Below are 18,910 nucleotides of genomic sequence, written 5' to 3' on the forward strand. Positions count from 1 at the left end.
TACTCAGGCCTGCAGCAGATGTCGCACCCGCGCGGCCTCTCTCGTGAGGTGATCGCGCTCCGGAACGTTTGCGGCAGTGCGGGATGCCTCGGCATACAGATCAGCGGCGACCTCGAGATCACCCGCGCGTTCATGCAGATATGCCGACACCGCGACATAGCGTGGTAGCGCCGGGTCCACGTCGACCAGCGCAGCCATGCCGGCTTGCGGCCCGTCGGCCTCGCCGACCGCCACTGCGCGGTTGAGTCGGACCACCGCGCTGTCGGTGATGAGAAGCAGTTCGTCGTACCACTCGACGATCTGCACCCAGTCCGTCTCGGCAGTGCTACGGGCATCGGCGTGCAGCGCGGCGATTGCGGCCTGCGCCTGGTATTCACCCAGCCGGTCACGAGCAAGCGCCGCCTGGAGTATTGCCACGCCCTCGGTGATCTGCGTTGTATCCCAACGGGATCGGTCCTGCTCGGCCAGCGGCACCAACCGCCCGCCTGGTCCGGTACGAGACGCGCGGCGCGCATGGTGGAGCAGCATGAGTGCAAGCAGCCCGGTGACCTCGGGTTCGTCGGTCTGGGCAACAACCTGTCTGGTGAGACGAATCGCTTCGGCCGCAAGGTCGACTTCGCCGCTGTACCCCTCGTTGAAGACCAGGTAGAGCACCCGCAGAACGGTCCCGAGATCGCCGTGCTGGTCGAGCCGAAGTCCGGAGATCCGCTTCTTGGCCCTGCTGATCCGTTGGGCCATGGTCGCTTCAGGCACCAGATATGCCGACGCTATCTGGCGGGTGGTGAGGCCACCGACCGCTCGCAACGTCAATGCGACAGCCGACGCCGATGACAGCGTCGGGTGCGCACACAGGAAGTACAGCTGCAGCGTCTCGTCCGCATCAGGTGCCGGACCGGGGACGGGCTCGACCTCGACGGCGAGTTCCCTACCCCGCCGCGAACTCTCGGCGCGCGCGGCGTCGAGGAACCTGCGCCACGCCACTGCAACCAGCCAGGCTTTGGGATCGCGAGGTGGATCGTCAGGCCACGATTCCATGGCCCGGATCAACGCCTCCTGGACGGCGTCCTCGGCCGACGCGAAGTCGGCTCCGCGCCGGACGAGGACACCGATCACCGCGGGCACAAGCTCCCGCAGTAGAGCCTCGTTCACTCGGTCACCGTGGGCGGGTCGCTGAGAAATGGTCGGACCTCGAGCCACTCGTGGATCGGCTTGCCCCCGGCGCCGGGCGCCGCGGACAGCTCCCCTGCCAGCTCCGCAGCACGATCCCACGACGCCACATCGATGACCATCCAGCCGGCGATGAGGTCTTTGGTCTCGGCGAACGGACCATCGGTCACCGGTGGACGCCCTTCGCCGTCGTACCGCACGAACGCACCGTCGGGCGCGAGCGCCTGTCCGTCGACGTACTCACCCGTTCCTTCCAGGCGGTCTGCGAAATCCTGCATGAACTTGATGTGTGCGTCGACCTCATCCGGCGTCCACTGGTCCATCGGCACCGAGTCGCCGATGGGAGTCGGGCCGCCTCGGTAGTGCTTCAGCAGCAGATACTTCATGGTGTTTCTCCTTCGTCGTCGCGGCGCGTTGTCGCCGCCTGCATATCTGAGACGGAGCCACCACCCCATTCTCGACACCCTGGCACCCCGAAATCATCTTTTTCGTCAAGCGCTGCTCTCTCCCGTCATCGGGTTTACCATTCGACGTGAATGTGGTCGTGCCGTTACGAGTTCGGGCGCTCGGTCGATTGCTTGACGCCTCCCCCGCTGATTTGCCGAGCGGCTACCCGTGTGCCGGCGCGAACGATCGGATGCTGATGGATCTAGGCCTCTCGGGAAAGTTGGCGGTCGTCACCGGCGCCAGCAAAGGTATCGGGCTGGCGGTGACCTCCGCGCTGACAGAGGAAGGCGCGCACGTCGTCGCCGGATCACGAAGCCGGGGCCCCGATCTTGCTCGCCTGGAAGATGCGGGCCTGGTGACGTTCGTTCCCGTGGATCTGTCGACGCCCGAAGGTCCGATCGCGTTGATCGAGCAGGCCAAAACGCTCGGCGGTGTGGACATCCTCATCAACAACGCCGGAGCGGTGACCCCGAGGCCGGCCGGGTTCGTGGGCGTGACCGACGACCAGTGGTATGACTCCTGGACCCTGGGGCTGATGGCAACCGTGCGAACCACCAGGGCCGCGATACCTCAGCTTCTTCGACGTGGCGGCGGAACGATCGTCACTGTCAGCTCGGTCAATGCCTTTCTCCCCGACCCTGGGGTTGTGGACTACAGCGCGGTCAAAGCGGCCCTCACCAATGTGTGTAAATCGCTCTCGAAAGAGCTCGGTCCGCAAGGAATACGTGTCAACACGGTCAGTCCGGGACCGGTGTCCACCAGCCTGTGGCTCGGCGAGGGCGGCGTTGCCGAGACAATTGCCGGCGCCAGTGGCGGACAAGCCGACGAGGTCGCCAAAAGCGCAGCAGCGCAGTCGGTCACAGGACGGTTCACAACGCCCGAAGAGGTCGCCGCTCTCGTGCTCTTCCTGGCTGGAGAAACATCTGCCAATGTGACCGGATCAGATTTCACCATCGACGGCGGCCTGATCCAGACGCTGTGAAAACCCACGATCGAACGGAACACGAATGGCCGCTGCACCTCAGAACAACCACGTCCTGTTCATCCACGGTTTGTGGATTCATTCGAGCGCATGGGAACCATGGATCTCCCTCTTCGCAGAGCGTGGCTATACGGCCACTGCTCCGGGCTGGCCCGGAGACGGCGTGACCGTGCAAGAGACCCGTGAAGCGCCGGAGAAGATGAACAACGTTGGAATACAGGACGTTTACGAGCACTACGCGAAGCTGATCGGAACACTCGAGACCAAACCGATCGTCATCGGACATTCCTTCGGCGGTCTGATCGCTCAAGAACTCCTCGCGACCGACCTCGCCGCGGCCGCAGTCGCGATCGATCCGGCTCCGATCAAAGGGGTCAAGGCACTTCCCTTCTCACAGTTGAAGTCCGGATTTCCGGTCCTGTCGAACCCCGCGAACAAGAAGAAGACGGTGGCCTTGACCCCGAAGCAGTTCCACTACAGCTTCGGCAACACACTGACACAAGAGGCGTCCGACGAGTTGTTCGAGAAATGGACCATCCCCGGACCCGGCCGCCCGCTGTTCGAAGACGCAACCGCCAACTTTCGCCGCAATTCCCCGGCAGCAGTGGACACACACAAGGCGAGCCGTGGGCCTTTGCTCCTGATTTCAGGAACCGAGGATCACACCGTCCCGGCCAAGGTGACAAGAGAAGTTCTCGCGATGTACGCCGGTGGTGATTCGATCACCGAATATCACGAGTTCGAAGGCCGTGGACACTCCCTCACCATCGACGACGGTTGGGAAGAGGTCGCGGGGACGACACTGGCCTGGCTGAGCGACAAAGGTTTCTGACGCGAGAGGGAGCGCAGATGTGGGATCTTGGCGGGCGCGTTGCCCTCGTCACGGGCGCTACGAGCGGAATCGGAAAGGCCACGGCATCCAGGCTTGCAGCTCATGGGGCGCACGTGATCGTGTCCGGTCGTGACCTCGAGCGTGGCAAAGTAGTCGTCGAAGCGATCGAGAGTGACGGCGGTAAAGCCGATTTCATCGGTGCGGAATTGACTGGCGCCACAGCAGCTGTTGCTCTGGCGCAGGATGCGATGGCGTTGACGGGTCACGTCGACATCCTCGTCAACAACGCCGGGGCCGCAGTCTTCGGGCCGACCTCCGGTGGTACCGAGGAAGACTTCGACGCGCTGTATGCGCTCAATGTCAAATCTCCGTATTTCCTTGTCGGTCAGCTGGTTCCAACCATGATCGAGCGCCAGTCCGGTGTGATCGTCAACGTGAGCACGATGGTCGCGAGCTTTGGGAGTTCGTCGTCGGGGATCTATGGCTCGAGCAAAGCCGCACTGAACCAGCTCACCAAGGATTGGGCGGTGGAGTTCGGCCCCCACGGTGTGCGTGTCAACACCGTCGCACCCGGTCCCACGCGGACTGAAGGGACGGAACGGGTGCTGGGTCCAGTGCTCGACAAACTTGCGGCCAAGTCGCCCTTGGGCCGTCCGGCAACGCCCGACGAAATTGCGTCGGTCATCGTCTTCTTGGCAAGCGATGACGCGGCCATGGTTCATGGTCAGCTCATTCACGTCGACGGCGGTCGGAGCATCATCTGACGGCGACGAGCTCGCCTTCCTGCTTCAGCGTTGTGTCGCGGTGGCGGCGGCCAGGATCGTCGTCGCCACTTCGCCGGGCCGGGACACCAGAGAGGCGTGAGAGGCGTCGACCTCAGTGGTGTGGCCTGCCGCTGCACGGGACGCCATGAACCGCTGCAGGGCAGGCGGAATGACCTGATCCTGCTGGGAGACGAGGTACCAGCTGGGTACCTTTGCCCACGACGGGTCACCAGAGGGTTCGAGGTTGGCCACAAGTGCTGCAGACTTTTGGTGAGCGAACATGTCGGCCGCGGTGGCGTCGTCGACGTCCTGAGCGAAGATCTCATGGAAGTACGGCTCGGCGATGTAGCCGTCGACGTTGTATCCCGCGATCCCGGTCGGATCCTCGACAACCTTGAGCTCCAGCGCGGGCGGCAGCAGCCGACTGCCGGGATAGATCAACGGGTTGAGCAGACCTTGGACGAACTCGCCCTGCGCGGGAGCAAATGCCGCGATATAGACATTCGCGACTACGTCGGGATCGTGAGTATTGGTGATGACCGCTCCGCCGTAGGAATGTCCGACGAGGACAATCGGGCCGCTGATGGTCGCGAGCTGCTTCTCGAGCGCGGCAGAGTCGTGAGCCGGCCCTCGCAGCGGATTGTCGAAGGTCTGAACCGGATACCCGGCAGCTCCCAGCGTCGCTGCGACGTCACGCCAGCCAGAAGAATCGGCGAATGCTCCGTGAACGAGGACGATTGTCGGTTTTGTCGTCGGCTCGGCGTTCGCGGGAACGGCTGACAGGCAGAACACAGCGACGAACAACGCGATGATCGCCGCCAGGCGAGTGTGTAGCCCGGACCGTGTCGGACTGATGCGGGCAGTGGTGGACACCATGGCCGATCCCCTCTCGTCGCAATTGAAGTAACAGACAACCTAGAGGTGATCCACCCGTCTGACCTGAACGTGGGTGCACTTTGCTGTACTCACAGCGCACTGCCGTCCGGCGTGGTCACGTGCTCGCTGAGTACATAACCGTGCACATTCCTTCAGCTCGGCCCGCAGCAGCGACTCTATGTTGTTCTCCGACAGAACATATGCCACCGAGGCCTGGTCGACCCGGAAGGACGAATCATGCCGATGTACACCGCTCTGGACGGCACGGAGATCTACTACAAGGACTGGGGCGCCGGCCGTCCGGTGATTCTCAGTCACGGCTGGCCGCTGAGTTCGGACAGCTGGGAGGCCCAGCAATTGTTTCTGGCCTCCAACGGCTATCGCGTCATCGCCCACGACCGCCGCGGCCATGGGCGGTCCACCCAGGCGTGGGACGGCAACGAGATGAACACCTACGCAGACGATCTCGCCGGCCTGATCGAGTTCCTCGACCTCCGGCAGGTCACGTTGATCGGCTTCTCCACGGGCGGGGGTGAAGTATCCCGGTACGTCGGCCGTCGCGGCACCAGCCGAATCGCTCAGATCGTGCTCGTATCGGCGGTGCCTCCGTTCATGCTCAAAACCGACGACAATCCCGACGGTGTGCCCGTCGAGGTGTTCGATGGGATCCGGGCCGGATCGCTGGCCGATCGCTCACAGACGTACCGCGATCTGGCCGATGGCCCGTTTTTCGGCAACAACCGTCCGGGCCAGAACGCATCGCAGGGCATGCGCGACGCCTTCTGGCGGCAAGGACTCCAAGCCGGTGCCCGTAACGCATACGAGAGCATCGCAGCCTTCTCGGCGACCGACTTCCGGGAAGACCTGGACACGTTCGATGTGCCGACCCTGGTAATTCATGGCGACGATGATCAGGTCGTGCCCTTCGCGGTCGGTGGTAAAGCCTCCGCCGAGCGGATCAAGGGTGCCGAACTCAAGGTCTATCCCGGTGCGCCGCATGGAATTACTGACACTCACAAAACAATGCTCAACAACGACTTGCTGGCCTTTCTCGACGCCTACACCGTCCCCTGAGCTGACTATGGCAACTCATAGCGCGGGATGTCCGCAATCGGCGTACCGTAATTGCCATTCGTCGGTTCTTCGAGGTGGTGCCGTGGTCTTCGACAGTGTTGACCGAGCGAGGTGACGCATGCCGGTCATGTTTCATTCCTCCCAACTTCCTGTGCACGAGCGAGCAGATGCCCTGAAGTCGATCTTTCTCGATCAGAGTTGGCCCCAGGATGTCGCCATCGGAGATCCGGCCGCCGCCGATGCGGTCCTGCAAATGGCCGAGATCGGACGGACCAGTATCTTTCAGGCATACATCACCGGGATCACGTTGAGCCGCAGGCCGAAACAGATCCGGACCGGGCCTTCAGAGGTGCTGGCACTGGCCCGGCAACGACGGAGCATCGGTCGGCACGATCAGTTCGATGTGCAGCGTGACGTACATCCCGGCGAGTTGATGCTCATGGACATGAACGCGCCCTACTCGTTCGGATGGGATGGCCCCGGCGCATCGCAGGCCCTGTACGTGCCCGTCGATCAACTCGGACTCCCGCGCGAGGTGACTGTGGCGGCTGCCTCCCGCCTACCCGCCAGCCCGCTGTACGCAATGGTCGGCTCGCATATCGCCGAACTGTCCGCGACTGGTGATGCGCTCACGGCCACCCCTGCAGCACCGGATATCGACGAGTCCATGATCGAACTGACCCGCGCAATGCTTGCCTCGGCCTACAACGCGGACTATGCACGCGGAATGATGGCCGAGGTGCTGTTGCCCCGCATTCGTGGGTATATTCGGCAGCACCTTTCGGAAGCATCGTTGTCGCCGGACCGGATCGCGCGGGCCCACGACATCTCCACCCGAAAACTGTTCCGGCTCTGCGAAGATGCCGACTTCAGCCTCGAGCAGTGGATCATCACCAGCCGCCTCGAAGGCAGCCACGGCGAACTCGCGCGCCCGGAAACCCAAGACGTCCCGATCGCCACCATTGCTCGGCGCTGGGGCTTCACCAACCCTTCCTACTTCACGCGACGCTTCCGGGAGATGTACGGGCTCACTCCACGCGCATGGCGGGACATCGCCACCTACGAGAACACCACCCGATGACACACTCGGGCGAGGTGGCGAATCCGGTTCGCATCGGTCTCGCTCCGCACCTGGTGGTGTCGGAAACTCATCACGGTCGTGGGAGCAGATCCGTCAACTGTTGGGGCCTGGGCGACGGGCTCTGGCTGATGAACCTCCGCTATCACGGATTGGCGGTGTCCTGCCCCCGCAGCAAACGCAGTGATCCAGATACGCGCGTACTCACCATCGCCGTTCTGGAGCCGGGTGACTGGACTCTGGTCAGAGACGGAATGCGCACCGGGCAGCAGCCCGGACATCCGACACTCGTGGCACTGGATCAGTCGAGCACCTTCGACTTCCGCGGCCACGGGCATGGGTCCGCGATCGCCGTCCACATCACCCACGCCCGTCTGACGCTTTCCATCGAGACCGTGCGCCGCGGTCTCGACAATCTTCATCCCGGCCTCCCCGTGTACTCCCTCGCACTGGACCATCTACAACGACTCGGAAATCTCGCGGACGTCAATTCGGACCTGCTTGCGACGTTGAACACGTCCACGGTCGGCGTTATCCGGTCACTGCTGATCAGCGCGGCCGACACCGCCCGACCCGTCAGCGCTGCCGACGACCTGATCACCAGAATCGAGCGGCATATCGAAACCCATCTCGGTCGCCCGGATCTCGGTGCCGACACCATCGCCACCGCCCACAACATTTCCGTGCGCCAGCTCTACAAGACCTGGCCACAGAAGCACGGCACCCTGGCCGGTTACATCGCCTCGCGGCGCCTCGTGCAAGCGCGGTCTTCACTGCTCACTCACCAGCACCTGAGCATCGCTGCAATCGCCCAGAAGCACGGATTCACCCACGCGACCCATTTCACCCAACTGTTCAGAACGACGTACGGCGTTACACCTTCCGGGTGGCGGCGGGGCAACCAGCCATTATCCAGACGACGCTGATCCGTCGTCGCACCTGCCGGGGGTTGCGGTAGTACTGCCGAGAATTGGCGGATGTGGCCCAGCACCAGGGTGTCGCCCGTTAGACGTGGTCGGGCAGATACAGCCGCTTGACGGCTGTCAGCTACCCGGTCGCGAAATATAGCTAGGATCGCTGCCTGTCTGTGCGGAGCATCGCAACAATGACCACCAGTGCTCCCGCGAACAGTGCCGTACCCACGGTGAAAGCGACCGTGTAGCCGGTGAAGGTGCCATCGAGTAGTGCCTGCTCGGGTGGCACGTCGGCACTGGCGTTCACGTGGCGGCTCAACGCTGCTGCGTAGAGGGTATTGAGCAGTGCAACACCTAGTGTGCCGCCGATCTGCTGGCTGGTATTGAGCATTGCGCTCGCCACACCTGCGTCGTGAGGTTCGATACCGGAGAGAGCCACTGTGGACATCGGCACGAACACGAGCCCGAGCCCTATGCCCATCATCAACTCTGATGGCAGCACCGAACCGAGATACGTCGACGAACTGTCGAGAGTGATCATCCAGGCCAACCCTACTGTCGCGGTGGCCATTCCGAAGGTCATAAGTGGTTTGGGGCCGAAGCGAGGCAAGAGCGAGGACGCGAGTGAGGCAGTGCTGATGATTCCCACGCTGAACGGCAGGAACGCAAGGCCGGCCATCAATGGCTCGTATCCGAGGTTCACCTGTAGGTAGTAAGTGATAAACAACAACATTCCGAACATACCGGCACCGAGAAGGAATGCGGCCAAGTACGCGGCGCCGCGGTTGCGGTCAGTCACTACTCTGAGTGGGAGTAGCGGATGTGTGGTGCGTGCTTCTACGAGTACGAAGGCGATCAACAGAACGATGCCGACAGCCAAGGGGATGAGTGTCTGAGTAGCGAGCCAGCCGACGCCGTCCTTACCTGCTTCGGTGAAGCCATAGACAAGTGCAACCAGTCCGACGGTGACCAGGATTGCGCCGGGAATGTCGAACCGTCGGGGTCCGTCAGCGCGGTCCTCGCGCACAGTGGGTACTGCGAACGCTGCTGCGACGATGGCGATCGGGATGTTGACGAACAGTCACCATCGCCAGTTGGCGTACTCGGTCAGAATGCCGCCGAGGAGGAGGCCTACGGCTCCGCCGCCTCCGGCAACGGCGCCGTAGACGGCGAAAGCTTTGGCGCGTTCACGTGTTTCGACGAATATCACCGAAATCAGGGCTAGCGCCGCGGGTGTGACGATGGCTGCAAAGACTCCTTGTAGCGCTCGTGCGCCGAAGAGCACAGGTGCGTTCATCGCCACGCCGCCGAGCGCTGAGGCTGCGGCGAATCCGAGGAGGCCGATGATGAACATGCGTTTGCGGCCGAGCAGGTCGGCCACTCGCCCTCCGAGCAGGAGGAGGCCGCCGAAGGCGAGGGTGTAGGCCGTGATGACCCAGTGCCGCTCGGCGTCGGCGATCGACAGTGCTGATTGCGCATGTGGGAGGGCGATATTCATGATCGATGCGTCGAGCACGACCATCAGTGTCGAGGTCGCAATGACGATCAACGCGATCCAGCGCCGCGGATCTACCGCAGCCGACGTGGTGTCCGGCGCGGCGATATTAGAGCTCATCGAGAATGTGTCCGTCCTGTGTTTGCGTGAACTGATTCCGGTACGTGAGTTGTGAGTTCTAGCGGTCGACGCGGCGGAGCGCGATGACGTTGTCAGTCACGGTGGCCGTCTGCCCGTTAGGTCCTGATGCGGTTCGCTGTGCTGCTTCGACGCGTATCGGCTGCCAGTGATCGTCGACGAGGTCAAGTTTGACCAGGGTGTCTTGTGCTGTCGGGAACCGAGTGTCAGCGTCTTGGTTCCAGGACCAGGGGGCGGTCGAGGCATGATCGACGATCAGAAGCACACCCTGCAGTGCGACGGTCGCTGCTGCTCTACGGAGGACTCGTTCTCTGGGGATGCCAATCGGAGTGTGGAAATACTGTGCGGACACCAGATCGAAGGATCCTTCCGGAAAAGACTGTGAAACATCGCATTTCTCGAAGGTCACGTTTGCCGTAAGGCCACGTTCGCCAGCTTGGGTGCGGGCGCGTTCGAGCACAGTGGCGGAGACGTCGATGGCCGTGACCGTCCATCCTCTGCCTGCGAGCCAGAGTGCGTCCCCTCCTTCGCCGCAGCCGATATCCAATACCGATGCCGGAGTCAGGTCGGCGGCGATATCGGAGAGGATGGCATTGGGTAGACCCGTCCAAGGTCGAATGTTCCTCTGGTAGTGCGGTTCCCAAAACGACTCGGACGCATTGGCGGGGTGTGGGACGTTAGAACTTTCTTTATGGTTGGTCACTGTCATCCTTCAGTTCGGTGAAAATCCGTGTCGCCGTTCGCCGAGTACTCGTTCGCACACTTCCGCTTCCGCTGCGGCGGAGAACGCATCAGGTGCTGCGGGGGCAGTCGCCCCGTCCCGAGTCGGCGAATTGTGCACTCCCTCGGCGGGCGCATTGCGGGGGCGTCCGGCATCGACAACGATCACCGAGCGGCGTGAACGCGCCAGTGTCACCGCTGCGCTCAGCCCGGCGGCACCGCCACCGATCACTGCAACATCCCAGGTACCGGATCGATTGTTCATGTCTTGTCCGTTCATTGTGAGTACCCCCACGATGAATATGAACTGCCCGAACATTCGGTGACAAGTTCCCTTGCTGATCTGTCAAGATGTAGCCATGAACTCCGATATGAGCACTTACCTGGAGCAGACCATCAGCGCAGTCGGGCCCCGGCTACGTGTCCTTCGCAAGCTGCGCGAGACCACTCTCTCCGACCTCTCCGCAGCCACCGGGATTTCCGAGAGCACGCTGTCTCGGCTGGAGTCGGGACAGCGTCACCCGACCCTCGAGCAACTACTCGCTCTGGCGAGGACGTACCGAATGCAGGTCGACGAAGTGATCGGTGGACCGTTGACGGGGGATCCGCGGGTTCATCTGCAGCCGGTGACCCGGTACGGGATGACATGGCTACCGCTCACCCGCCGCGCCGGAGGAGTGCAGGCACACAAGCTCATTATTCCGGCGGCACGGTTCGGTGACACGCCGACACCTTCCTCGCACGAAGGGTACGAATGGCTGTACATACTCAACGGGCGGGTCCGACTCGTTCTCGGAGACCAAGATCTAGTCCTCACCCCCGGCGAAGCAGCCGAATTCGATACCCATGTCCCGCACTGGTTTTCTACCGCAGATGACGCATCTGCTGAGCTGATCATTCTCTTCGGCCAGCAAGGTGAGCGCGCGCATCTTCGTGCCCGGTCAGAGCAATGACGACATGGCGGCGGGCAGTGCGCATTGACACGCCAGTGAGACAAATCTACACTTTCGTCTCATGACAGACTTGCCGACCGCTCCCGTGGACGAGGGCGGGAATGAGGCAACCAGCGCTGAGGCGCCAGTTGCGCGAGCTGACGACTACGCACCTCTCGGCCCCGACTCGTTGACCTGGCAGATCTGGGGCACCTGGACGGGCATGTTCACCGGACTGTGGGCCGGATCGATGCAGAACATGCATCCCAAGTTGGGCGCCGCGGTCTGGGAACACTCCGACTTCTTCGGTGAACGCTGGCAGCGGTTGATGCGATCTCTCTACCCGATCAGCGGAGTTGTGTTCGACGGCGGCACGCAGACCGGCCGTGAGGTTCGCGACTATCACCGAGACATCAAGGGCCACATGGAAGATGGCGGCCGCTACCACGCACTCGATCCCGATGTCTTCTATTGGGCCCACGCCACCTTCTGGTACGGCAACATCCGGTTGTGCGAGCGCTTCGGGCCGTGGCTGACGGAAGACCAGAAGCGGCAGCTCTTTGAGGAGTCGAAGGCGTGGTACGCAATGTACGGCGTCTCGATGCGCCCGGTTCCCGACACGTACGAAGATTTTCTGGCGTACTGGGACCACATGTGCCGCAACGAACTCCGTGATCATCCCGCGGTTCGCACGGTGCTCGACATCGGACAGTTGCCGCCTCCCCCGTTTCTCCGGTTCATTCCGACCGGGTTCTGGGAGCGATTCATCGCTCCGGGGAATCAGCGGTTCTTCATGTGGATGACCACCGGTTTCTATGACGAACCGATCCGCGAGATGTTGGGCCTCGAGTGGTCCGCCCGGGACGAGAAGCTGTTCACGCTCTACGGCAAGGGCGTGAATCTGGTGATGCACCGACTGCTTCCCCAGCGGATGCGGCGCCATCCGCGCCCACGTGATGCCTGGGATCGGGTCAATGGGCGGGTGGCGAAAGACGCCCCCCTGGTGGAGACACCGGAACGCAACCTGCCATCAGGTGCAGAACGCGACAACCCCATGCACTACTGCCCTGTCCACGCTGCCCGGCGCGCAACCTATCCACTGCGCATCGACTGATTGCCCGGACTGCGCCCAGGCCCGGCCTCACCCCGCATGTCCGGATTGTGTTGCGACGGTACGTGAGTCCGTCAGGTGGTCTGCCCACCCGTGCTCGCTCAGCCACGTCGTGATCCGTCCGACAGCGTCTGCCAGGTGGGCCTTCATGTTCGGGCCCGAGTAGTAGTGCGTCGCTCCCTGGACTTCATAGATTTGGGCGTCGGTGTTCACGAACGCTTCGTGGATGCGCCGGGTGTGGCTGGGCGTGCAGGCATCGTCTGCGGTGTTCCCGATGACCAGGACCGGCACTGTCACCGATGGTGCGCAGGCCACCGCATCGGCGTTGGCATCGTCCAGGCTCCACTGCGACAGCCAGCTCCGCAATGTGCAAAACCGCGCCAGTCCAACAGGACTCATGTTCACAACCTCGGGATCACCGAGGTAGCAGACCCCCGGTTCGCGATCATTCGGGTCGACGGTCGGATCAAGCCAGCGGGGATCGGCCATCGTGCCGTGGACAACAAACGAAAACTCGTCCACCTCACGCCCAGCCTCCCGCAGTTGAGCCAGCTTGGCCTTGACCCACTGGGTGATTCGACGATTCCGAGCCTCCTGCGCCGCTCGATAGCGGGTCAAGAATTCTGGACTGTACGGCGGCTGATTCGGATTCGACGGGTTGTAGAGGTCGAGTTCGGGATCTCGGACCGACGGATCATGCTCGTCCAGTATGGACGCGTCGATCCACTCGGTGAGGGTCTGGTGGCGGGAAACATGGGCGGCAAGCAACATCAGACCATCTGCCGGCGGCATCGCCAGCGTCGTGAGGTCCGGTCCGTCCCCCGACGGTGATGCGGTGACGGTGGGATGTTCGGCCTGGGCCTGATAGAACGTCGAGAGCGATCCGCCGCCACTCCACCCGGCGAGCACGATATTCCGATAGCCGAGGACGTCTTTGGCGTGCCGCACACATGCAGCCAGGTCTTCGGTGACCTTCTCCATCAACAAGGCCGTATCGTTCCCGCGGTACCGGCTGTTGCAATAGATCACATGATGACCCGCACGGGCGAGAGCATTGATCATGGGCAGGTAGGCCCCGCCGCCGATCGGGTGCATGAACACCAGAACGGTGTCGGCGTCGGAGTCGCCCCGGAGTAGATGTCCCTCCAAAGCGACGTTCTCGCCGGTTCCCCCGTAAATATCCCGCGCGAGCGAGGTTTCGGGAAAGACGACCAGGAACGGGGTGCGGCGGTAGGTGCTCATGGTTGTTCCTCGCTGGTTCGGCTGAGGTCGGCGTTGACGGTGAGCGGACGATGTACGTCGATGGACATGACAGACCAGTTGACCCGGTCGTATTCGTCGGACTTTCGGCGTGCCCGCGCCCGGGCCGCCTCGGGTGGTCCGTGGTGGATACCTTGGGGCGCATGCGAAATGAGCCCGGGAGGCATGGGGATCCCGAACAGATCACCGCTGTGGAACAGTGCCACCTCATCGTAATCGGCGTTGCGGTGATACCACGGAAGCCGTTCGGTACCAGGACGTGATTCAGCAGGACGCGGCAGGAAGTTCAGGACCGCAACGCCTTCCGACTGCAGAAATATCTGGGCGGTCGCCGGCAGATGCACGCTCTCCGACAGGATCGGGTTGTAGTGGCGAATGTTGAACTTGAAGGGGAAGTAGTCGCCCTTCCAGCCTTCGACGTCGCACGGGTTGTGGTCGTACTCGAGCTCTCCGGTGGCGTCTTGCCGCACCAAACGGACCCGCCAGGTGGGTCCACCATCGGTCAGCACCTCGGGATCGGGCACGAAGGCCATCGTCGGATCGAACGGATGGTGCCGCCCCAGGACGCCGGGGGCAGGAACCCGGAACTCTTCCACCGATTCCACGATGAGTATTGCGTGTTCGCCAGGGTCGGGGACTTGCCGGTAGGTCACTGCCTTGGGCAGCAGCACCCAGTCACCCGGTTCATAGGGAATCCGGCCGAACTCGGTCTGGAAGACGCCGGTGCCGCGGTGCACGAACATCAACTCGTCGCCGCCCACATTGCGTGTGAAGAAGGGCATGGTGGCGCTGCGCCGACTCAGCAGGAAGCGGACATCCGCATTGGAGAACAGCAGCAGCGGTGCACCTTCGGCGTCGACGAGGTCGGTGGGTTCGAGATCGTCGACCATGAGATCTGTTGGTGCGATCGTTCCCGTCGCCCGATATCGAGTGGGGTCATTGCGGCGATAGAGCTGAGCCTGCCGGCCTACGAAGCCGTATCGCCCGAGTTCGTCGTCTTTGAGACCGTCGAGGTCCCGGTGGACGTGATCGGGGGTTGTTCCCTTGCGGAACTGGACAAACGACTCCATCTGCCGAACTCCTTTGCAGTTGCGGTGAATCGCCCCATCGGACGAGGCCGCGATGAGATCGATCAGGCCGGCTGGTTCGCGTATTCCAAGATGACCTCGACCGCCCGCGCCGCACTCTGACAGGCGCCTTCCATGGTGGTCGTCCAGTCGGTACGGGTCCAGTCCCCTGCCAGTGCCAATCCGTGCACCGCGGTCCGCTGGTCGGGTCGGATACCGGAGGTGCCGGGGCGCTGCGCGAACGTGGATTTCGGCATGCGCACCACGTGGCTGTGGATCACCTCCGCATCGGCGGCTTCGGGGTAGTACCGACGCAGCGTCTCCATCTGGATATCGGTGATCTCGGCATTGGTCTTTTGAGTGAGGTCGTATGCTGCCGAGACCGTCGTGGAATAGAAATGGTTGCGTACCGGGTCGCGCCCGTGCATCTGCTGGCGATCCCAGACCTGCTCGAGAACGCCCTCTCCGCCGTACAGGATCTCACCCCAATCGGTCATCCCGATCGGACGGTCGAGGTACAGGTTGACACTCACGATCGGCACCGGTGTCAGGTGTTCGATGGCCGCGTAAATCTGCTCGTGACCTGGTACTTGATCGAGTAGGCCCTTCACGTTCCACACCGGAACTGCGCAGATGACGGCGTCGGCTGCGATCCGCTCGCCGTCATTGAGGAATACACCGGCAACCGTGTCGTCGACCACGTCAACCGACGCGACCACCGCCCGGTTCCGCACTTCGACACCGTGATTGGCGAAGGCCTTGTGAGCGCCGTCGATGAACAGGGTGTCGAGATCGACGGTCGGGTAGCCGATCGAGATCGGCGTTTTGGTCTGGCGGGCCTGCCGGATCCCGGTGACGAGCAGATCGGCCGGCACCTTCGCCGAAGAGATGTCGGGTTTGTCTCCGGTCAGCCCGATCACGATCCCGTCCCACAGGGCATCACGTGCCGACTGCGGCATCCCGATCCGCCGGAACCATTCGTCGGCCGTGATGTCGTCGAGCCACGCGGGCTGGCGTAGTGCCTGGCGGATCAGGGTGACCTGCGCGCGTGCAGTCCGCAGCCGGTCCAAACCGGTGACGCCCGGAAGATCACCGATCGCCGTCCGCAACCCGGCGACGCCACCGAATGCCGAACGCCGCGTCTCACCGCCGGGCATCCTGACCGTCATATGTCCGGGGAAGCAGACGTTCTCGCGCGTGCCCACGCTGTCGAGGTATCGCATGAGATGGACATACCCGCTTGCGAAGACATGCTGCCCGTTGTCAGGGACGTCGTCGACGACTTCCAAGGGCATGGCGATCGTCCGACCACCGAGCGACCCTCGCCGTTCCAGCAGCGTCACCCGATGGCCGGCCTCCGAAAGCCATACCGCCGACGCCAATCCGGCCAATCCCCCACCAATGACCACGCAATGCATGCACAGAGGGTAACCGTCAACATTGACCGAAAGGTGCGATTCAAACAGTCCGATGCTCGCGGCGTCGAAAACGCGAGTGCGGCAAGCGAGGTCGCGCGGAGTCTTCATGTGCGCGTTTAAATAGCGTCAAATTTCGGTGATGGCCCGTGACGGCCCTAAAGGTGCGGCGTAATCGTTGGGCATGACCGATTTTTCTCAGGTTCGCCGCCATGGTTGATTCAGCACTCCTCGCTCTCTCCGGAATACCCGCACTGCGATGATCATTCATCCCGACCGCAGCGCCATCAGCGCGTTGAGTTCTGGGCCGATCGCTTACTTCGGTCGTGACGACAGCCTCAAGCGTGCTTCGCAAGACTTCACACCGACCTGTCGGACGCACCCGGCCACGCGCCAAGACCACGGCATACCCGGTGTCGTTGTTGTCGATGTGGAACTCGTTGCAGCGTCAAGAGTTGTCTTCGGCATCGATTGGCCGCGCCGCGGCTCGGGGTCGATCGAGCGCGCGGTGGTCAACACCGTCATGCAATGGACACTTGACTTCGGTGTGGAACGTGTCCTCATCGCCAGTCTCAAACACGACACCATCAGTCCTGATCGCCCATTTCATCAGTGGGTCAGTTCCCTATCCAAGGGCATCTGGTATGACCATGCGCTCAATGGCATGCCGGCTCCCTCAATTGCGTCAATACTGCTGCCCGCCACCATCAAACCAAGCAGTGCTGCCGAATTGATCAATGACTGGAGGAGTGGCCCGCGTGCGGACTGAACGATTCGCCGGCGCGCCCCGGGCAGTCCGGCAATCGCTCGAATCTACTTGGCTAGAACCGAACTCACCGAAGACGGGCCCGATCAGGTGACTGCGTGTGAATCACGTCAAGATCAACAAGTTGAGCGTCAAAAGTACGTCAGGATCGCAGCTGAGCTGCCTCGAGCAGGAGTACAGATGTGACTATGAGTGAAGATTCACGGGGAACAAACGGGCACGACGGATCCTGCGTCGGCCATCCGTCGCCGCTGGACGTTCTGGGACGGGCGCAGCGTTCCGGTACCGACCGGTGGTCCCGGTTGTGGGAGGGTTCGCAACTGTGGGGGTCGTGCGAGCACAGTTATCTGCGTTACGGGATGTGGCGCGTGCGGATCACCATGTATCCCCCGGGCGCATCAACTGCTGATCGCCGTCGTATCCGGGTCTGGCGGGGGTGGTCGATGTGGAGCATCTCGGCGGGGTTGCTGGGAACTGTCGTGTTGCAGTCGTGCGGGGTTCCGGCTGTTATCGCACTCGTCATGTCCATTGTGGTCGCGATACTGCTCGGGCTCGCATGCATGCAATATGTGGGGTCGCTGCGACATCAGGTCAAGACAGTTGCGGTGTTGACGATGTCAGGGTGCACAGATCAAACGGTTCTCGGTCGGCGCGACAAATTGGTTGCCATGGCGGACATCATGCTCGTCGCAGATCGCGCGCTGAAGGGCGGCATCATCGATCCCGTTGAGCACGAACTTGTTTGGCAGCGCATATACGACGAGATCGGCTCGTTGCAGGGCGCTCCGGTGAAGTGACTGCCGGTGAGCCCGGCAGACGGACGAATATGGGTTTGGGTGTGGCGATCATCGACAACGCCGTCTACGTCGACGGCAAAAGAACTGCAAACCCCGAGAGCCTCGACATCACCTATGACGTGATGCAGGAACGTCACGGGATGTCCTGGATTGGCTTGTACAGACCGGACCGTTCCGAAATCGACTTGGTGGCAGAAGCATTCGATCTGCATCACCTGGCTGTCGACGATGCGGTCGCCGCGCATCAACGACCAAAACTCGAAGGGTATGGCGATCAGCTGTTCGTGGTGCTTCGGCCGGCGCGATACGTCGGTCGTGCGAAGCGGGTCGAGTTCGGTGAGGTCCACGTCTTCATCGGCCCGGACTTCGTGGTCACTGTCCGCCACGCCGAGTCGCCGGATCTCGCCAGGGTGCGGCTGCGACTCGAATCGACGCCGGAGTTGTTGTGCCTGGGCACCGAAGCTGTCCTCTACGCGATCATCGATCAGGTTGTCGATGAATACCAGCCGGTTGTCGCCGACCTACAGGCCGACATCGACGAGATCGAAGACCAACTGTTCACCGGCCAACCCGAGGTCGCCCGCCGGATTTATGACCTGTCACGAGAGGTGCTGGAATTCCAGCGGGCGACCGTTCCTTTGGTGACCATGATCGAAGCGCTCCGCGAAGGCTCGGAGAAATCCGACGTCGATATCGAACTGCGCCGCAGGCTTCGTGATGTTCTCGACCACACACTGCGCATCACGGACCGTGCCGAAGCCTTCCGCGCCACTCTGCAGAACGCCCTGTCGGTCCACGCCAGCCTCGTGACACAGCAACAGAACGAAGAGATTCGCGCGATGACGCAGGTCAGTATCGAGCAGAACGAGCAGGTGAAGCGCATCTCGTCATGGGGTGCGATCCTGTTCGCACCAACCCTCATCGCCGGGATCTACGGCATGAACTTCGAAGCCATGCCCGAGTTGGCCTGGGCCGGCGGCTATCCCATGGCCGTGGTGTTGATGGTGGCGGCGTCGGTGGCCTTGTACGTGGTCTTCCGCCGACAGAAGTGGCTGTGACGTGCAGGGGTGCTTTG

20 protein-coding genes and 1 pseudogene are annotated in these 18,910 nt (G+C 62.5%); 11 read left to right on the forward strand and 10 right to left on the reverse strand.

The features are described 5' to 3' along the window. Positions 1-3: 3 nt before the first annotated feature. Both AC56PL_RS16275 and AC56PL_RS16280 read right to left on the reverse strand, forming a co-directional pair. On the reverse strand, positions 4-1,149 hold the full coding sequence (locus tag AC56PL_RS16275; RefSeq protein WP_497154508.1) for an RNA polymerase sigma factor: 1,146 nt from the start codon (positions 1,147-1,149) through the stop codon (positions 4-6). Beyond that, on the reverse strand, positions 1,146-1,553 hold the full coding sequence (locus AC56PL_RS16280; RefSeq protein WP_495516398.1) for a YciI family protein: 408 nt from the start codon (positions 1,551-1,553) through the stop codon (positions 1,146-1,148). Before AC56PL_RS16280 ends, AC56PL_RS16275 begins: the two co-directional genes overlap by 4 nt. Before the next feature lie 257 nt (positions 1,554-1,810). Between AC56PL_RS16280 and AC56PL_RS16285 the strand changes: the two genes are divergently transcribed. The 3 genes from AC56PL_RS16285 to AC56PL_RS16295 are packed head-to-tail and all read left to right on the forward strand — an operon-like array spanning position 1,811 to position 4,192. Next, positions 1,811-2,596, forward strand: a complete 786-nt coding sequence (locus AC56PL_RS16285; RefSeq protein ID WP_495516399.1) for an SDR family oxidoreductase — start codon at positions 1,811-1,813, stop codon at positions 2,594-2,596. A gap of 25 nt (positions 2,597-2,621) precedes the next feature. Further along, positions 2,622-3,428 (forward strand): alpha/beta hydrolase, encoded by an 807-nt coding sequence (locus tag AC56PL_RS16290; RefSeq protein ID WP_497154509.1) that lies wholly within the window; start codon positions 2,622-2,624, stop codon positions 3,426-3,428. Between the two features lie 17 nt (positions 3,429-3,445). Beyond that, entirely contained in the window at positions 3,446-4,192 is a 747-nt protein-coding gene (locus AC56PL_RS16295; protein WP_497154510.1) for an SDR family NAD(P)-dependent oxidoreductase, read from the forward strand. Between the two features lie 24 nt (positions 4,193-4,216). Here the strand turns inward: AC56PL_RS16295 and AC56PL_RS16300 are convergent, their stop codons facing one another. Then, complete coding sequence (locus AC56PL_RS16300) at positions 4,217-5,068, reverse strand: alpha/beta fold hydrolase (RefSeq protein WP_495516402.1); 852 nt, start codon at positions 5,066-5,068, stop codon at positions 4,217-4,219. A gap of 237 nt (positions 5,069-5,305) precedes the next feature. On the opposite strand from AC56PL_RS16300, the gene AC56PL_RS16305 reads away from it, so the two are divergent. The 3 genes from AC56PL_RS16305 to AC56PL_RS16315 all read left to right on the forward strand — a co-directional run bounded on the left by AC56PL_RS16305 (position 5,306) and on the right by AC56PL_RS16315 (position 8,146). Further along, complete coding sequence (locus AC56PL_RS16305) at positions 5,306-6,142, forward strand: alpha/beta fold hydrolase (RefSeq protein ID WP_497154511.1); 837 nt, start codon at positions 5,306-5,308, stop codon at positions 6,140-6,142. Between the two features lie 118 nt (positions 6,143-6,260). Next, positions 6,261-7,223 carry a helix-turn-helix domain-containing protein gene (locus tag AC56PL_RS16310; RefSeq protein WP_497154512.1) on the forward strand — a complete coding sequence of 321 codons (963 nt, stop codon included), beginning with the start codon at positions 6,261-6,263 and terminating at the stop codon, positions 7,221-7,223. Between the two features lie 14 nt (positions 7,224-7,237). Then, entirely contained in the window at positions 7,238-8,146 is a 909-nt protein-coding gene (locus AC56PL_RS16315; protein ID WP_497154513.1) for an AraC family transcriptional regulator, read from the forward strand. A 142-nt stretch (positions 8,147-8,288) separates the two neighbouring features. On the opposite strand, the gene AC56PL_RS16320 is transcribed toward AC56PL_RS16315, so the two are convergent. The 4 genes and pseudogenes from AC56PL_RS16320 to AC56PL_RS16335 all read right to left on the reverse strand — a co-directional run. Beyond that, the gene (locus tag AC56PL_RS16320; protein WP_497154514.1) at positions 8,289-9,161 is read right to left on the reverse strand and encodes an MFS transporter; all 873 of its coding nucleotides are present in this window, start codon (positions 9,159-9,161) and stop codon (positions 8,289-8,291) included. A gap of 54 nt (positions 9,162-9,215) precedes the next feature. Beyond that, a complete protein-coding gene (locus tag AC56PL_RS16325; RefSeq protein WP_497154515.1) occupies positions 9,216-9,749 on the reverse strand; it encodes an MFS transporter in 534 nt (177 codons plus the stop codon). Positions 9,750-9,807: 58 nt separating this feature from the next. Then, entirely contained in the window at positions 9,808-10,470 is a 663-nt protein-coding gene (locus tag AC56PL_RS16330; protein ID WP_497154516.1) for a class I SAM-dependent methyltransferase, read from the reverse strand. 96 nt (positions 10,471-10,566) lie between these two features. After that, a pseudogene (locus AC56PL_RS16335) lies at positions 10,567-10,752 on the reverse strand (FAD-dependent oxidoreductase); the annotation flags it as partial. A 94-nt stretch (positions 10,753-10,846) separates the two neighbouring features. Between AC56PL_RS16335 and AC56PL_RS16340 the strand changes: the two are divergent. Further along, positions 10,847-11,440: a helix-turn-helix domain-containing protein gene (locus AC56PL_RS16340; RefSeq protein ID WP_495516408.1), complete on the forward strand. Its 594-nt coding sequence runs from the start codon at positions 10,847-10,849 to the stop codon at positions 11,438-11,440. 61 nt (positions 11,441-11,501) lie between these two features. After that, positions 11,502-12,533 carry an oxygenase MpaB family protein gene (locus tag AC56PL_RS16345; RefSeq protein ID WP_497154517.1) on the forward strand — a complete coding sequence of 344 codons (1,032 nt, stop codon included), beginning with the start codon at positions 11,502-11,504 and terminating at the stop codon, positions 12,531-12,533. Positions 12,534-12,560: 27 nt separating this feature from the next. Here the strand turns inward: AC56PL_RS16345 and AC56PL_RS16350 are convergent, their stop codons facing one another. The 3 genes from AC56PL_RS16350 to AC56PL_RS16360 all read right to left on the reverse strand — a co-directional run bounded on the left by AC56PL_RS16350 (position 12,561) and on the right by AC56PL_RS16360 (position 16,275). Beyond that, the gene (locus tag AC56PL_RS16350) at positions 12,561-13,772 is read right to left on the reverse strand and encodes an alpha/beta hydrolase family protein (protein WP_497154518.1); all 1,212 of its coding nucleotides are present in this window, start codon (positions 13,770-13,772) and stop codon (positions 12,561-12,563) included. Then, positions 13,769-14,860 carry a homogentisate 1,2-dioxygenase gene (locus AC56PL_RS16355; RefSeq protein ID WP_495516411.1) on the reverse strand — a complete coding sequence of 364 codons (1,092 nt, stop codon included), beginning with the start codon at positions 14,858-14,860 and terminating at the stop codon, positions 13,769-13,771. Before AC56PL_RS16355 ends, AC56PL_RS16350 begins: the two co-directional genes overlap by 4 nt. A 62-nt stretch (positions 14,861-14,922) precedes the next feature. Beyond that, positions 14,923-16,275: an FAD-dependent oxidoreductase gene (locus AC56PL_RS16360; protein WP_495516412.1), complete on the reverse strand. Its 1,353-nt coding sequence runs from the start codon at positions 16,273-16,275 to the stop codon at positions 14,923-14,925. Between the two features lie 256 nt (positions 16,276-16,531). Here AC56PL_RS16360 and AC56PL_RS16365 point away from each other — a divergent pair, with 256 nt between their 5' ends. The 3 genes from AC56PL_RS16365 (at position 16,532) to corA (ending at position 18,893) form a co-directional block, all read left to right on the forward strand. Further along, positions 16,532-17,041, forward strand: a complete 510-nt coding sequence (locus AC56PL_RS16365) for a hypothetical protein (protein ID WP_497154519.1) — start codon at positions 16,532-16,534, stop codon at positions 17,039-17,041. A 185-nt stretch (positions 17,042-17,226) separates the two neighbouring features. Further along, the gene (locus tag AC56PL_RS16370; protein WP_497154520.1) at positions 17,227-17,835 is read left to right on the forward strand and encodes a DUF6611 family protein; all 609 of its coding nucleotides are present in this window, start codon (positions 17,227-17,229) and stop codon (positions 17,833-17,835) included. A 29-nt stretch (positions 17,836-17,864) separates the two neighbouring features. Continuing rightward, positions 17,865-18,893: a magnesium/cobalt transporter CorA gene (gene corA / locus AC56PL_RS16375; RefSeq protein ID WP_497154521.1), complete on the forward strand. Its 1,029-nt coding sequence runs from the start codon at positions 17,865-17,867 to the stop codon at positions 18,891-18,893. Positions 18,894-18,910: the final 17 nt, after the last annotated feature.

The organism is Williamsia sp. Y721, assembly GCF_059683565.1.

Bases quoted from the DNA above. Each gene is read 5' to 3' on its own strand.
- AC56PL_RS16340 (WP_495516408.1), top strand. From the start codon at position 10,847: ATGAACTCCGATATGAGCACTTACCTGGAGCAGACCATCAGCGCAGTC.
- AC56PL_RS16355 (WP_495516411.1), bottom strand. From the start codon at position 14,860: ATGGAGTCGTTTGTCCAGTTCCGCAAGGGAACAACCCCCGATCACGTC.
- AC56PL_RS16285 (WP_495516399.1), top strand. From the start codon at position 1,811: ATGGATCTAGGCCTCTCGGGAAAGTTGGCGGTCGTCACCGGCGCCAGC.
- AC56PL_RS16310 (WP_497154512.1), top strand. From the start codon at position 6,261: ATGCCGGTCATGTTTCATTCCTCCCAACTTCCTGTGCACGAGCGAGCA.
- AC56PL_RS16350 (WP_497154518.1), bottom strand. From the start codon at position 13,772: ATGAGCACCTACCGCCGCACCCCGTTCCTGGTCGTCTTTCCCGAAACC.
- AC56PL_RS16345 (WP_497154517.1), top strand. From the start codon at position 11,502: ATGACAGACTTGCCGACCGCTCCCGTGGACGAGGGCGGGAATGAGGCA.
- AC56PL_RS16280 (WP_495516398.1), bottom strand. From the start codon at position 1,553: ATGAAGTATCTGCTGCTGAAGCACTACCGAGGCGGCCCGACTCCCATC.
- AC56PL_RS16290 (WP_497154509.1), top strand. From the start codon at position 2,622: ATGGCCGCTGCACCTCAGAACAACCACGTCCTGTTCATCCACGGTTTG.
- corA (WP_497154521.1), top strand. From the start codon at position 17,865: ATGGGTTTGGGTGTGGCGATCATCGACAACGCCGTCTACGTCGACGGC.
- AC56PL_RS16370 (WP_497154520.1), top strand. From the start codon at position 17,227: ATGAGTGAAGATTCACGGGGAACAAACGGGCACGACGGATCCTGCGTC.
- AC56PL_RS16365 (WP_497154519.1), top strand. From the start codon at position 16,532: ATGATCATTCATCCCGACCGCAGCGCCATCAGCGCGTTGAGTTCTGGG.
- AC56PL_RS16300 (WP_495516402.1), bottom strand. From the start codon at position 5,068: ATGGTGTCCACCACTGCCCGCATCAGTCCGACACGGTCCGGGCTACAC.
- AC56PL_RS16305 (WP_497154511.1), top strand. From the start codon at position 5,306: ATGCCGATGTACACCGCTCTGGACGGCACGGAGATCTACTACAAGGAC.
- AC56PL_RS16325 (WP_497154515.1), bottom strand. From the start codon at position 9,749: ATGAGCTCTAATATCGCCGCGCCGGACACCACGTCGGCTGCGGTAGAT.
- AC56PL_RS16295 (WP_497154510.1), top strand. From the start codon at position 3,446: ATGTGGGATCTTGGCGGGCGCGTTGCCCTCGTCACGGGCGCTACGAGC.
- AC56PL_RS16360 (WP_495516412.1), bottom strand. From the start codon at position 16,275: ATGCATTGCGTGGTCATTGGTGGGGGATTGGCCGGATTGGCGTCGGCG.